This is a genomic window from Paraburkholderia sp. CI2 (assembly GCF_014201055.1).
GTDB lineage: Bacteria > Pseudomonadota > Gammaproteobacteria > Burkholderiales > Burkholderiaceae > Paraburkholderia > Paraburkholderia tuberum.
In genome coordinates this window covers 1-13,254 of sequence record NZ_JACHDL010000041.1, presented here as the reverse complement: position 1 = coordinate 13,254, position 13,254 = coordinate 1, and the positions used below count along the sequence as shown (strand labels likewise).

The following is a 13,254-nucleotide window of genomic DNA, read 5'->3' as shown; positions in this document are numbered from 1 at the left end:
TCGCGCAACAGTGTTTTCGGTTGTATCGGCTGATCTTGGTCGAACGATTCCGGATAATTGCTGCCTGACTAATCAGTTAAAAATGCAGGTGATCCACGATGTCGAATCAGGGTTCGGACATGCTCGCTGAGGCGCGCAAAACGGTGCGGGTACGCGAAGTCGCGTCCGTCGCGCGAGCGGAAAGCACGGAAAGGAAGAGGGCGCCGCTGCCCACGCGCATGCGCGGGGTGGCGGCGGTGGCGCTCGCGTGCGCGAGTCTCGTCGGGTGCGCGTCGAGCACGGACGTGGTCGCGAGCGGCAAGCCCGGCAGCTACACGGTCGCCGCCAGCGCGACCGGAGGACGCATGGCCTGGGCGCGCGCGCACGAACTCGCGATGAACGAGGCGCGCGACTACTGCGATCGTCGCGGTATGCAAAGCAGCGTGAATACGGAGACGGTCAGCGGCGTCAGCGCGATGACCGAGCACGGGTCGTCGGTCAGTTTCGAGTGTCATCCGCGGTTCTGACGCAGCGTTGCGCGCGGGCGGCGGGTGCCGCCGCCCCATGACGATCACTTTTTATCGAACCTCACCAGGTGTAACCACTTATCGCGACTCGCGTGGTGACATGCCGCCGGGACGCCGGCAGTCCTCAGTCTTCGCGTGGTTTGGCGTTGGTCGAACGTTTGACGAACGGTGCGCCCGAGAAGCCCACCATCGCGCGGCCCTGCACGGGTGATGTTTCGCGGGCGCGGCGGGCAGGGCGCGCGGCCGTTTTTTCTGTTCGCGCCGTCTCGATCTGCCGCGAGAGCGTGTCGATACGCTCGCGCAACAGGTCGGTCGCCGCCACCCGTTCAGCCAGCAACGCATCCTTTTCCGCGAGCTGCCCGCGGGTCGCGGCATGCCGCGCAGCGGAGGCAGCCAGTTCTGCCTTTGATGCGGCCAACTCGTCCCGAATCGCGTCCCGCTCGGCCCGCGATTCGGCTTCGAGCGTCGCCGCCCGCTCGTGACTCGCCTGGAGCTCCTTGCGCAGACGTTGCGCCGCCGCTCGTTCACCGTCGATTTCGAGCAAGGCGCGCTTTTCCGCCGCGGCGAGCCGCTGCTCGTTCTGCTCGTGCGAGCGGCGCAGCTTCGCGAGTTCGTCGGCGAAATCGCGGCGGGCATCGGCGAGCGCGGCGGCTCCTGCCGCGATTTCTTCCTTCGATGTCGCCAGTTGCGCCGTCAGCATGTCGTTGGCCGTCTGCAGCTCGACGATGCGCGCGTCGAGTCCGGCAATCCGCGCGCGCAGGGTCGCGACATCGTTGGCCGCCTGTTCGGCTTTGTCGACGGCGTCCTGACGCTGCCTGTCAGTGATTCCGCGCAAACTCCTGCCGGCGGATTCTCAGTTAAGTTGTTGAAAATTAAAAGATCGCGAGATATTTCAAGAAGCTTTCGTATCACATTGCCGTGGACCCAAGTACGCGCAAACTCATGTCAAAATATTCGTTCCCACTGAAAATGCATCTCAATGGTTCTGTGCCGGTTTCGTAAATCTTTTTGTGAGTTTGCGATACTGCCTCGCAGCTGTTCGCTAACGACAATCTATTGCTGATCTGAGGACGCCTTTATTTCGTTCAGAGTGTGAGTAATGTTGTCAATTCCGATGATGAAACCGATACGCCACGCGGGTTCCGAGTTGACGACATTAATTTCTTCCACGGGTGCCCATCATCTTTCTCACCGGTCATGGCTCCATTCCGATGTCGGTGCGTGCGATCAAAGCTGGCGCGCATGAACTCCTCGCCAAGCCGATTGACGATGAACCACTGCTTGAGGCCGTCAGGCGCGCGCTCGCACAGGATGAATCCAACCTCGCCGAACACGCATTCAATGCGGGAGTGGTGCGGCGCGCCGCCTTGCTTACGCCGCGTGAAATGGACGTCTTTGAGCATGCCGTGCAAGGCAAGATGATAGAGCAGATCGCCCATGAATTGGGCGCGCAGGAGGTAACAGTGAAGTCCATAAGCGGTGCGTGCCGGACAAGATGCAGGCCAAGACGCTGATCGAACTGGCGAAGATGTGGGAGTTGATTCGCCGGGCGCGATGAGGCTTCAGACGCGGTGAATATCGCGCCGGATATCTGACCCCCGTAAAGTCGCCGGCGCATTGGAGTGATGGCAGCTATGAGTTTCGTGTGCATCGTTGACGATGACGCCTGCGGAGCGCTCATAGACATGCACGTCGTGCCCCGTGCATGTCAGCGTCAAAGCGCATGCGAGCCCTGCGATTGAACCACCTGCGATTGCAATTTTCATGTTGCCAGCAACGCCATGTCTATACGTCTATTTGCCGGCGCAAGCTATCACCGCCCAAAGGCATGTCGCGCAGCCGCTTTCCGGTTGCATCGAACAACGCATTGCCGAGCGCGCCGGCGGTCGGTCCCATCGAAGCTTCGGCAGCGCCGAGAAACGGCGCACCATGACGATTGATGAGATGGACGTTCAAACTGCGCGGAACGGCGGAGAAGCGGAGGATCGGGTAACTGCTCCAGTCGAAGCTTCTGATTTTCCCGGTATCGAACTTCAACTCTTCGTAAAGCGTCCAACTGGCCGATTGAATCACTCCGCCCTCGATCTGATTACGGATACCATCGGGGTTGACGATCTGCCCGGAGTCGACCGCGACCTCGGCGTGTTCGAGAATCACCTGACCCGTCTCGGGCACGACGGAAATCTCAACGGCCATGGCCACATAAGCCATCAGGTTTTTGTATTTACCGAAGGCGAAGCCGACGCCGTGGTTCGGTTTGCGCGGCGCGCGCGGCCAGCCGAATTTTGCAGCCGCGAGCTGAATGACCTCGCGTGCGCGCGGGTCCTGCATATGCTTGAGCCGGAACGCGACCGGATCGGCGCCGACCGCGGCGCTCAGCTCATCCATGAACGTCTCGATCGTGAAGACGTTCATGTGCGCGCCGAGTGAGCGCATCGCCGACGTATGCAACGGCATGCTCGGCGAGAAGTTGTTCATTACGTGCAGGTTCGGGAACGTGTACAGCGGAATCGCGTTGCGATCGCCGCCGCCCTCGGGCTGCACCATCGGCACTGACGGCGCCGATATGAACGGTTTCTCCAGCATGGTCGCCGGAACGAGCCGGCCCGCGTTCACGATCCGCTCGTTATGCGAACTGCTCCACAGCGCATAGTTCCAGCCTACGATGCTCCCGCTCGCGTCGAGCGAAGCAGTCACTTCGGTGACCATGGCGGGCGTGAAGTGGTCCCACGTGTGTTCCTGTTCGCGCATCCATTGCACACGAACCGGCCGGCCGGCCATTTCGCGGGCGATCAACGCGGCGTGCGCGGCTACGTCGTCCGCGCCGTTGTGGCCGTAGCATCCCGATCCCTCTACGTGAATGCAGCGTACGTTCTCCTTGGGCAGCGACAGCATTTCCGCAAGGCCATCGCGCAGCGGATAGACGCCTTGCGAGTGAGTCCAGACGGTCATGTTGCCGTCCTTGAATTGTGCGACCGAGCAGGAAGGGCCGATCGAACCGTGCAACATATAGCGCTTGGTGCACTTTGCGCTCAGCGTTCTCACAGCCGTTCCGGCCGCGCTGCGGGTGTTCGCGATCTCGATGTGTTCGGTGGCGATCTGCTTCAGATCGCGGTGCACAGTGGCTGGGTCGGGCAGAGCGCGCCCTGCGCTCCACTCGCTTCCCGCTGCCAATGCACGTTGTGCCTGCACGGCCTGCCATTCGCCTTTAGCGACTACCGCGAGCATGCTGCCGTTTCTGATGACGTTGACCACGCCCGGCATCTTCAGAATGTCGGGTGAGTTGGTACGCAGCAGCTTCGCGTCGTAAACCGGCGGCAACACTACACGCGCATGCAGCATGTCCGGCATGAACATGTCCTGAACATAACTCGGTCCGCCGGTCACCTTGACCGGGATGTCCAGCCGCGGCAATGACCTACCGACCACTGCGAACGTTGCGGGGTCTTTCAACGGCGATAGGGGCGACGCCATGCGATGCAGACCGGCGGCGCCGACCGCTTCGCCATACGTCATCGTCCGGCCGTCTGGCGCCGTGATGACCGCGTTGTGGGCTTTCAGCACGCTGCTGCTGACGCCGAAGCGTTTGGCTGCTGCGTCGACGAGCAGCCCCCGCACCTGCGCCGACGCGTTTAACAACGCGCTGCCGCTGTCGGCAATGGTGTGACTTCCCGCCGTGAGTCCTTCGTCCGGTGAGGCGCCCGTGTCGGCGGTCAGAAACGTGATCAGCGACGGCGCCATGTCGAGCTCTTCCGCCGCGATCTGCAGCAGCGCGGTGCGCACGCCGGTGCCGAGTTCAACCTTGCCGGTGTAGACGGTCACTTTGCCCGCTGCGTCGATCTTGATCCACGCGTCGAGAAACGGGTTGGTCTTCAGGCTGCCCGCGAGCGCCTCGGTCGCTTTGGCCACGTGCACGGCGGCGCCTTCGTCCGCGATCACTTCTTGTGCCATGACCTTGACGCCGGGGAGCAGACTGAAGCTCACCATGAGCGCACCGGACATCATGAAGTGGCGGCGCCCCTCGTTGAAATCGTCGTCCTTGATGCTCATTGCGTGCCTCCGTTGCTCGCCGCGCTGCGGGGCTTGCCGGATGCCGTGTCGCCGGGCGGAAGGTGCGCGACTTCGCGGATCGCAGCGAGGATACGCATATGGGTGCCGCAACGGCACAAGTTCGGCTCCATATGCTCGCGCAGTTCGCGCTCGCTTGGCCGCGGATTGCGATCGAGCAGCGCCTGCGCGCGCATGATCATGCCGGCGATGCAATAACCGCACTGTGCGGCCTGATGTTCGATGAAGGACTTCTGCAGCGCACCGGGATGGTCGGCCGTGCCGAGGCCCTCTATCGTACGCACGGAACGGGCGCCGATCGACGACACCGGAACCAGACAGGAAAAGACGGCCTGGTCGCCGACGATCACCGTGCACGCGCCGCATTGTCCAAGCCCGCAGCCGAACTTTGCGCCGTGCAGATGCAGGTCATTGCGCAGCGCATAAAGCAGTGGCGTCGACGGATCGATATCCAGCGCGTGCTGCACGCCATTGACGGTAAGGTTGATCATCGCGCCTTGTTCTCCTCTCTGACTTTTGCCACGGTGGCTTCGACGTCGTTCCACGGGCCGCGCTGCGAATAGGTTGCGCGAATGTAGGACGCGACATCGGCGATTTGCTGATCGTTATAGACCTCGCTGAAGGCCGGCATGTAGTTCATGCTGTCCTCCCCATGCCAGCCGTTACCGCTAAGGATCATCTGAGCGGTGTTACGTGGCGTCGGAGCATTGACGGCAGTGCTGAACGCGAGCGTGGGGCGCTCGCCAATCGATTGCATCGGCGCGGCGGGGCCGTGGCATTGCGCGCACGACGCGGCGAACAGGAATGCGCCGCGTTGCGCCGCAGGCGATGGCTCGTCGTGTGCTGCAGCGTCAGCAAACGCGTTCGCAACGGCCGGCTGCACTTTCTGTATCGACAGGATGTACGCGGCCATCGCGTTCACATCTTCCTCAGGCACGGTGGCGAGATCGCGAGTGACGGGCAGCATGGGACCGGCCGCGGCGCCGTGTTCGCTTGCACGACCGCTGCGCAGATACATGACGAGCTGATCTTTGGTCCACGGTTTCGGCGCCGAGCCAAGTGCATTCAGTGGGGGGGCCTCCCAGCCGTCGACAATGCCGCCGTCGAATGCGTGTCCCGATTTTTCACCGCCAATCGCGTTGAGCGGCGAATGACACGAGGCGCAGTGTCCGAGGCCATCTACGAGTCGCTTTCCGCGATTCCACTGGGCATCTTCCGAGGCATCCGCGGCCTGCTCGCCGGGGTGAAGGAACAACACGTTCCAGAAGGCTAGCAAGGGACGGAAGTTCAGCGGGAAGATCAGTTCGTTCGCGGGCGTGCTCGCGTTGACCGGCTCACGTGTCATCAGATACGCGTAGGCCGCCGAGATGTCGCCATCGGACATGCGCGTAAAGTGAACATAAGGAAACGCGGGATAGAGCAGGTGACCATCACGGGAGACGCCATGACGCACCGCTCGCGTGAACGCTTCCAGCGACCAGCCACCGATGCCCGTCTCGACGTCGGGCGTGATATTGGTCGCGTAGATCGTCCCAAACGGCGTTGCAAGCGGCAAGCCGCCGGCGAACGGCTTGCCACCCCTGGCGGTATGACAGACGATGCAGTCGCCCAGCGCCACGACTCTCGCGCCGGCGAGCCTCGTCTGCGCATCGCACGACGAAGCCGGCGGAGGCTGTAGGGGAGCAATGGCGGGTTTCCACATCAGCAGCGTGGCGACGATCAGCGCGGCCAGGATGACTACGCCTCCCACCGCCAACAATTTAAGCTTTCGAGTCATTCACCCACCTGTCACAGAAGTCTTGAATCGAGTCTGCACACCGCGCTGTGCGCGCGGCCAACGGGATGCCTCCGTCATGCGTGAGCGCCGCTGCTATGGAACGGATAGTCGATATAACCGGAGTGGTCGCCGCCGTACCAGCCGACCGGCTTTGGTGTTGCGAGCGGTGCATGGGTAGCAATGCGCTCGACCAGATCGGGATTGGCGATATACGCGCGCGCAAACGCCACCAGATCGGCTTCGCCGTCACGGATCAATGCGTCTGCCTGATCGATGGAAATGCCGCCGTTGAGCATCAAGGTCCCTGAGAAGACCTTGCGCATGCGTTCAACGATGCGCGGCAAATCCGGGGCCCCGCTCCAGCCGTTCGTGTCAGCGGCGTGAAGGTAGGCGACGCCGAATTCGCTGAGCATCTTGCCGACGTAGTCATAGGTGCCGTCCGGATCCGCGTCGCGCACGTTGTTATAGTGCGCATACGGCGAAATGCGGACGCCGACGCGATCGAGGGGGACCACTGAGCCGATCTCCGTGAGCGTGTCGCGAAGGAAGTTCGCGCGGTTCGCCAACGAGCCGCCGTATCGGTCATCCCGCCTGTTGGTGGTCGAAGAGAGGAATTGATGCGGCAGATAGCCGTTTGCCGCATGCACTTCGACGCCATCGAACCCGGCTTCGATTGCGTTGGCCGCGCCTTGCTTGAACTCCGATATGGCGAGCTTCACTTCGTCGGTCGACATAGCGCGCGAAGGCGTGGCGTGGATCTTGGTGTACTGGCCGTTTTGCAACTGTGCCCACACCTGCAATTGCTCGAGATCGTCATTCAGGCCCGAGGGCGACAACGGCGCCTCGCCGCCGAGCAACGCGAAGGAGGCAACTCGTCCGCCGTGCCACAGTTGCATAAAGATACGGCCGCCGGCGTCGTGTACCCGGCCCGTGATCTTGCGCCAGCCGGCGATCTGCTCGGCCGTGATGATGCCCGGCGTGAGCTCGAAGGATGCCGACGCCGAACTGACATTGGTGGCCTCGGTGATGATCAGCCCCGCCGACGCGCGCTGTGCATAGTACTGCGCCATCATGTCCGTCGGACAGCCGCGCAGCGGTGCACGCGAGCGTGTCATGGGGGCCATCACGACGCGATTCGGTAAGCGCAGCTGATGCAGGTCGTGAGCGCTGAGAAGGGATGACATCGTTGTTCCTTTTTGCGAACGATTTAGCGTCGTTCAGATGCGTGACAGTACCGAGCAGCATATCGATGACACCACAAGAATTCCTGAAGCCACGCTGAATTTTTGTGAAACCGGAGGATGTCTGTCCGGCCTCCTAATAAAGACCTATCGCGTCAGGCCTGGCGGGCGGCGTGCGGACGGCCGATCGCCAGATAGTGAAAGAGCGCGACGAGCGGGAAGGCGGTGGCGACGCCGGCGACCAGCGGCCAGCCACCATGCTCATAGAGCGGACTGGCCAGCGCCGAGCCGAATGCGCCGCCTACAAAGATACTGGTCATATACAGCGCGTTCAGACGGTTTCGGCTCGCGGCATGCAACGCATAGATTTCGCGTTGTCCCAGTACCATGTTCATCTGCACGACGAAATCGAGGACGATGCCGGTCGCGACCAGCCCGATCACGCCCCACGCGGGATGGATCAACGCAGGCGTATAGGCGAGCGCGCCCACCACCAGCGCGATCAATGTCGCGCGCACCGTGAGGCCCGCGTCGGCGAGGCGGCCGGCGACCGGCGCCGAGGTCGCGCCGATCGCGCCAACCAGCGCGAAGATGCCGATCGCGGTCTGCGAGAGCCCGAACTGCCGGGTCAACTCGATCGGAATCGCGGTCCAGAAGAGGCTGAACGAAGCGAACATCAACGCCTGATACAACGAGCGATGGCGCAGCACCGGCATCGTGCGGAGCAGATGACCGAGCGAGCCGATCAGCTGAAAATACGTGGCTTGGTGATCCGGCTGGCGGCGCGGAATAGTGAGCGCGAGCACGCTGGTGACGATCGCCATCAGCACGGCCGCCGAGCCGAATACCGCGCGCCAGCCGAAGTGCCCGGCCACCACGCTGGATATCGGGCGCGCCAGCAGAATGCCGAGCAGCAGTCCGCTCATGATGGTGCCGACCACCTTGCCGCGCGACTCGTCCGGCGCGAGATGGGCGGCGAGCGGAATCAGGATCTGCACGGCCACGGAACTGAAGCCGATCAGCAGCGAAATCCCGAGCAACCAGCCTGGCTGGTGCGCGAACGCGGCGGCGCCCAGGCTCACGATCGACACCAGCGCGGTGGTGATCATCAGCTTGCGGTTTTCCAGCAGATCGCCGAGCGGCACGAGAAAGAACAGCCCCACCGCGTAGCCGATTTGCGTGAGCGAGACGATCAGGCTCGCCGTGCCGCCGGACATGTGAATGTCCGGCGCGATCAGTTCCGTGATCGGCTGCGCGTAGTAGAGATTCGCGACGATCGCGCCGCAGCAGAAGGCGAACAGCGCGACCAGGCCGCCTGTCAGTTTGGTCTGGCCTGGGCTTCCGGCGGTGATGGATGCGTCGGTTGACATGAGTAACTCCTGAAAATGAAAAAGTGGAAATGCGGAAAAGAAGCGGAAAAGCTTTGGAACTAACCGGCGATATTCATCAAACGGTCGCCGAGCGAAATGCCCAGATCGGTCATGCGCTTGCCGCGTTGCAATTGCTGGCTCTCCCAACGCTTGAGCAACGAATCGATGCTCGTGTCGGCCTGCCCGGCGCCCGACAGCGCAAGCGCGAGCGCATGTGCGTTGGCCGCCGCCTTGGCGGTGCTGCCGGCCGTATGCGGACGCGGCACCGATGCCGCGTCGCCGATCAGCACCACGCGTCCGAACACCATCTTCGGTGCGCGTAGGTCGACGATCGGCTGCATGAACGGGTCGTCGGTTGCATCGACCAGCGCGCGAAACGTCGGCCCGAGCAAGGCTTTCGCATCGAGCCGCAACTGCCCGACATCGGCGCGCTTGGTCGTGCCCGGCGGCAGCGAGAACGCACGCGCCGCGCCGTGACGGTCGACCAGCAGCGCGTTGAGCTGATCGCGGTTGTACTTGCGATACCAGACCCAATTCCAGCGACGCTCGCCGGGCACGGTCGAGTCGTTTTCGCCGGGAATCAGATAGGCGAGTGCCGAGTGTTCGTCGCCCTGCTGGAACGTGAAGCGCTCGCGCAACGTGTCCGCCGCGAAGAGCGGCAAATCGGGTTCCGCGACCAGTCCGCGCCATGCCACATAGCCCGCATAGGCCGGCACGATCTCGGGCAACAGGCGGCGCCTGAGCGTCGAGCGGATGCCGTCCGCGCCGATCAGCAGATCGGCGGGCTCGCTGCGGCCGCATGCGAAGCGAGCGACGACTTGCTCGCCGTCCATGCGAAAGTCGCTAAAGGTCTCGCCGGTATGCAGATGCTTCGCGGGCAGCGCGTTTCTCATGGCGCTGTACAGCAGGCTCCATGAAGTTTGCATTTGCGGCATGAACAGCTGCTCGACGCGCTTGTCCTCGCGATCGAGATAGAGGCGTTCGCCCGATGCCACGCCCGGCGGATCGGGCAGGGCGACGCCCGCGAACTGCAGCGCGTCCAGCACGTCCGGTTGCAGCACGATGCCACCGCCGCGGCTATCGAGCTGCTTCGGCGAGGTTTCGAACACGTCCACGTCCCACCCGGCCGCGCGTAGGGTGGTGGCTGAGAACAGTCCGCCGAGTGAACCGCCGATCACCACGGCGCGCGGTTTGCCGAGTGCGCTCATGCCGCGCTCCGTTGCGTCGCCGCCCGCAATGCGTGAGCGAATACGGCGGGCGGTTGCGCGCCGCTGATGATTTCGCCAGCAATGGCAATCGTCGGCACCGAATGAATGCCCCGGCGATCCGCTTCGTCGCGCGCCGCCTCGATTTGCCGAGCGCCGGAGGCGGAACGCAGATAAGCGCGGGTTTCGCCGGCATGGAAGGCGTGTTCGGCGGCGATATCGACCAGCGTGTCCAGCGAACCGATGTCGCGGCCTTCCGAAAAGTAGGCGGCATAGATGGCTTGATACAGCGCGGCGGCCTGCCGGGGCTGATTGCGCGCTTGCGCGAACTGCATCAGACGATGCGCAAGCCGCGTATTCGGCGTGCGCAGCACCTTGTCGTAATTGAACTGGGCGCCTGCCGCGAGACCGGCTGCGGTGACCTGCGCATCGAGGCCTTGCGAGCGCGCCCAACTGCCGAATTTGCGCGTGCGATAGCTGCGCCGCTCCATGCCTTCGACAGGCATCGCCGGATTCAATTCGAACGGCACGTAACGGATCGAAACAGCCGCATTGGCGCCGGATTCCGCGAGCGCCGCGGCGAGATTCCGTTGGCTGATCCAGCACCACGGACAAATGAAGTCGTAATGGACCTCGACCTGAATGGTTTGCATGTTGGACCCCTTCGCTAAGTAACGAGGACAGCTTATTCGTTGCGTGTCGTTCGCGGAATGTGGCTAAAATGCAATCCCGCGTTGCGTGTGGCGCAATCAACCTCCCGTTGAGACCGTACATGGACAAACTCCTCGCCTTGAACACATTGCTCGAAGTGGCCGACGCCGGCGGCTTTTCGAAGGCCGCGCAGCGCCTGGGCGTCGCCCCCTCGTCGGTCACGCGTCTGATGGACGCGCTCGAGGCTTCGCTCGGTACGGCGCTGCTGACCCGCACGCCGAGAAAGGTCAGCCTCACCGACGCAGGCATTGCGTATGTCGAGCAGGTCGGCAAGGTGCTCGACGATCTGGCCGAGGCGGACGAAAGCGTGTTCGACAGCGGCGCGTCGCCGGTCGGCGCGCTGCGCATCGCGGTGCCGTCCGCGTTCAGCCGTCTGCGGCTCGCGCCGCATCTCGCTGCCTTTCTCGCGGAGCATCCGCGCGTGTTTCTCGACGTGGTGGTTGCCGATCACTACGCCGATCTCGCACTCGACAGAATCGATATCGCGATTCGAATCGGCCCGCCCGATCGCGACGCGAACCTGGTCATCAGAAAGCTGGCGGACAATCCGCGCTATGTCGTCGCGAGTCACGACTACCTCGAACGCAGCGGCACACCGCCCACGCCGCAGGCGCTCGATGCCCACGAGTGTCTGCGGGTCGCGTATGGCGGCGGTTACCGCACGCGCCAGATCTGGAGCTTCCGTCGCGAGGGCGGGGAACAGCGGGTCGAAGTGCGCGGGCATCTGCTGTCGAACAGCATCGACATCCTGCTGGAAGCCGTTATCGCCGGACGCGGCATTGCGTTGCTGCCTGAATGGCTCGTTGTCGCGGAGATTCGCGCGGGACGCCTGATGCGGCTGTTCGAGCAGTTCGAGGCGACGCCGCACAATGGCGACGCAGTGGTCTATGCGGCGTATCTGCCCAATCGCCGCCATTCCAGCAAGGTGCGCGCGTTCCTGCGGTTTCTCGAGGCGCAGCTTCAATCCCCGCTGGAAGGCTGACGCGTTGCGCTCGCGTGGTTACGAATGGTTCTGTCGCGGTAAGGCGATTTTGGCGGACGATCGCGATATGATAAGGATTACTTACATCGCCAGCGAGTAGAATTGCCGAGCGGCCGTGCCAGCTTTACTTTTGTTCACAAACTGGTCTATAAACAAAATTCTTTTGAAAGAAAATCAAGAATGAATATCACCCTCGACGAATTGGCGACTTTCATGGCCGTGGTCGATACCGGCTCGATGACGGCAGCTGCCCAACATCGCGACCTGACAGTGTCGGCGGCCAGCCGGACGCTGGGGCGCCTCGAGGAAAAGTGAAAACGACTTTGATGCGCCGGACCACGCGCAGGATGGAGCTGACCGAGGAAGGGCGCGCGTTCCTTCAACACGCGCGCGCCAGCATCGATTCCGTGGAAAGCGCGGAGGAACAGATGGTCGCGCGGCGGGAAAACCCATCGGGGCTCCTGCGGATCAATGCAGTGTCGCCTTTCATGCTGCACGTGATCGCACCGCTTGTGCAAGGCTACCGCGTGCGCTATCCGCACGTTCACCTGGAGCTGAACACGAACGACGGCATCATCGATCTACTCGAGAGCCGCACCGATGTCGCTATTCGAATTGGCCGGCTCACGGATTCGACGCTGCATAGCCGGCTTGTTGGCAGTAGCCGCATGCGTGTTCTTGCGGGCCTATTGCGAAGGCCGCGCGCGATGCGATGGGCAAGACCAGACTGCGGGCAGTCGCCGATCGTGGCTATTACAGTGGGCCGCAGATCAAGGCGTGCGCGGATGCAGGGATTGCAGTCATGCTGCCGAAGCCCACGACGTCAGGCGCGAAATACCATGGCCGGTTCGACAGGGCCGATTTCATCTACATTGCGCGGGACGACGAATATCAATGTCCCGCCGGTGAACGCGCAATTTATCGCTCAACCCGGGAAGAACACGGTATGCAACTGCGTCGTTACTGGAGCAGTGCCTGTCCTCAGTGCCCCATGAAATCACAATGCACGCCAAGCACAGAACGCCGCATCACCCGATGGGAACATGAGTCGGTGCTGGACGCGGTCCAACGCCGGCTCGACAGGACGCCGGATGCGATGACCGTGCGCCGGCGAACCGTCGAACATGTCTTTGGAACGTTCACGCATTGGATGGGCTACACGCACTTCCTGACGCGCAGGCTGCCCAATGTAGGTACCGAGATGAGTTTGAACGTACTCGCCTACAATCTCACGCGAGTGCCGAGAATCCTGGGCTTTAAGAAAACGATGAAGGCGATGCGGCTGGTGGGTGCATGAGCACCCCGTGGGTCCTGAAACAAAGCCCTTAAACTCGCCTGGAACGCATCGGAGGGGTTCACTGTAGATTGTCAATTACGATGGCCGCCCGAGGGACAACTATCTTGGCCGGTCGGCGGGGTTAGTTGTCGCTGCTCAGTTCGTCATAGTTGTCGCT

At 62.7% G+C, this 13,254-nt stretch carries 12 protein-coding genes and 2 pseudogenes; 5 read left to right on the top strand and 9 right to left on the bottom strand.

What is annotated here, in order from left to right:
- The first annotated feature begins 98 nt into the window (after positions 1-98).
- The gene (locus HDG32_RS34150) at positions 99-506 is read left to right on the top strand and encodes a hypothetical protein (protein WP_184074041.1); all 408 of its coding nucleotides are present in this window, start codon (positions 99-101) and stop codon (positions 504-506) included.
- Between the two features lie 124 nt (positions 507-630).
- Here HDG32_RS34150 and HDG32_RS34145 read toward each other — a convergent pair whose 3' ends face one another.
- Positions 631-1,341, bottom strand: coding sequence for a hypothetical protein (locus tag HDG32_RS34145; protein WP_260336696.1), 711 nt, complete (start codon positions 1,339-1,341; stop codon positions 631-633).
- Between the two features lie 376 nt (positions 1,342-1,717).
- Here HDG32_RS34145 and HDG32_RS37360 point away from each other — a divergent pair, with 376 nt between their 5' ends.
- Positions 1,718-2,020, top strand: coding sequence for a response regulator transcription factor (locus tag HDG32_RS37360; RefSeq protein ID WP_409340079.1), 303 nt, complete (start codon positions 1,718-1,720; stop codon positions 2,018-2,020).
- Positions 2,021-2,068: 48 nt separating this feature from the next.
- Here HDG32_RS37360 and HDG32_RS37355 read toward each other — a convergent pair whose 3' ends face one another.
- From HDG32_RS37355 to HDG32_RS34105, 8 genes are all read right to left on the bottom strand, one after another.
- Positions 2,069-2,272, bottom strand: a complete 204-nt coding sequence (locus HDG32_RS37355) for an NAD(P)-binding protein (RefSeq protein WP_409340078.1) — start codon at positions 2,270-2,272, stop codon at positions 2,069-2,071.
- Positions 2,273-2,291: 19 nt separating this feature from the next.
- A complete protein-coding gene (locus HDG32_RS34135; protein WP_184074039.1) occupies positions 2,292-4,556 on the bottom strand; it encodes a molybdopterin cofactor-binding domain-containing protein in 2,265 nt (754 codons plus the stop codon).
- Positions 4,553-5,065: a (2Fe-2S)-binding protein gene (locus tag HDG32_RS34130; RefSeq protein WP_184074037.1), complete on the bottom strand. Its 513-nt coding sequence runs from the start codon at positions 5,063-5,065 to the stop codon at positions 4,553-4,555. Before HDG32_RS34130 ends, HDG32_RS34135 begins: the two co-directional genes overlap by 4 nt.
- Positions 5,062-6,351, bottom strand: a complete 1,290-nt coding sequence (locus tag HDG32_RS34125; protein ID WP_184074035.1) for a c-type cytochrome — start codon at positions 6,349-6,351, stop codon at positions 5,062-5,064. The genes HDG32_RS34130 and HDG32_RS34125 overlap by 4 nt, the downstream gene beginning before the upstream one ends.
- 74 nt (positions 6,352-6,425) lie before the next feature.
- A complete protein-coding gene (locus HDG32_RS34120) occupies positions 6,426-7,535 on the bottom strand; it encodes an alkene reductase (RefSeq protein ID WP_184074033.1) in 1,110 nt (369 codons plus the stop codon).
- Between the two features lie 152 nt (positions 7,536-7,687).
- A complete protein-coding gene (locus tag HDG32_RS34115) occupies positions 7,688-8,902 on the bottom strand; it encodes an MFS transporter (RefSeq protein WP_184074031.1) in 1,215 nt (404 codons plus the stop codon).
- A gap of 59 nt (positions 8,903-8,961) precedes the next feature.
- A complete protein-coding gene (locus HDG32_RS34110) occupies positions 8,962-10,110 on the bottom strand; it encodes an FAD binding domain-containing protein (protein ID WP_184074029.1) in 1,149 nt (382 codons plus the stop codon).
- Positions 10,107-10,760 carry a DsbA family oxidoreductase gene (locus HDG32_RS34105; RefSeq protein WP_184074027.1) on the bottom strand — a complete coding sequence of 218 codons (654 nt, stop codon included), beginning with the start codon at positions 10,758-10,760 and terminating at the stop codon, positions 10,107-10,109. Before HDG32_RS34105 ends, HDG32_RS34110 begins: the two co-directional genes overlap by 4 nt.
- A 119-nt stretch (positions 10,761-10,879) precedes the next feature.
- On the opposite strand from HDG32_RS34105, the gene HDG32_RS34100 reads away from it, so the two are divergent.
- The 3 genes and pseudogenes from HDG32_RS34100 to HDG32_RS34090 form a co-directional block, all read left to right on the top strand.
- Positions 10,880-11,800: a LysR family transcriptional regulator gene (locus HDG32_RS34100; RefSeq protein WP_184074025.1), complete on the top strand. Its 921-nt coding sequence runs from the start codon at positions 10,880-10,882 to the stop codon at positions 11,798-11,800.
- Between the two features lie 180 nt (positions 11,801-11,980).
- Positions 11,981-12,564, top strand: a pseudogene (locus tag HDG32_RS34095) (LysR family transcriptional regulator); the annotation flags it as partial.
- Positions 12,489-13,097 (top strand): annotated as a pseudogene (locus HDG32_RS34090) (transposase); the annotation flags it as partial. The pseudogenes HDG32_RS34095 and HDG32_RS34090, both read left to right, overlap by 76 nt.
- Positions 13,098-13,254: the final 157 nt, after the last annotated feature.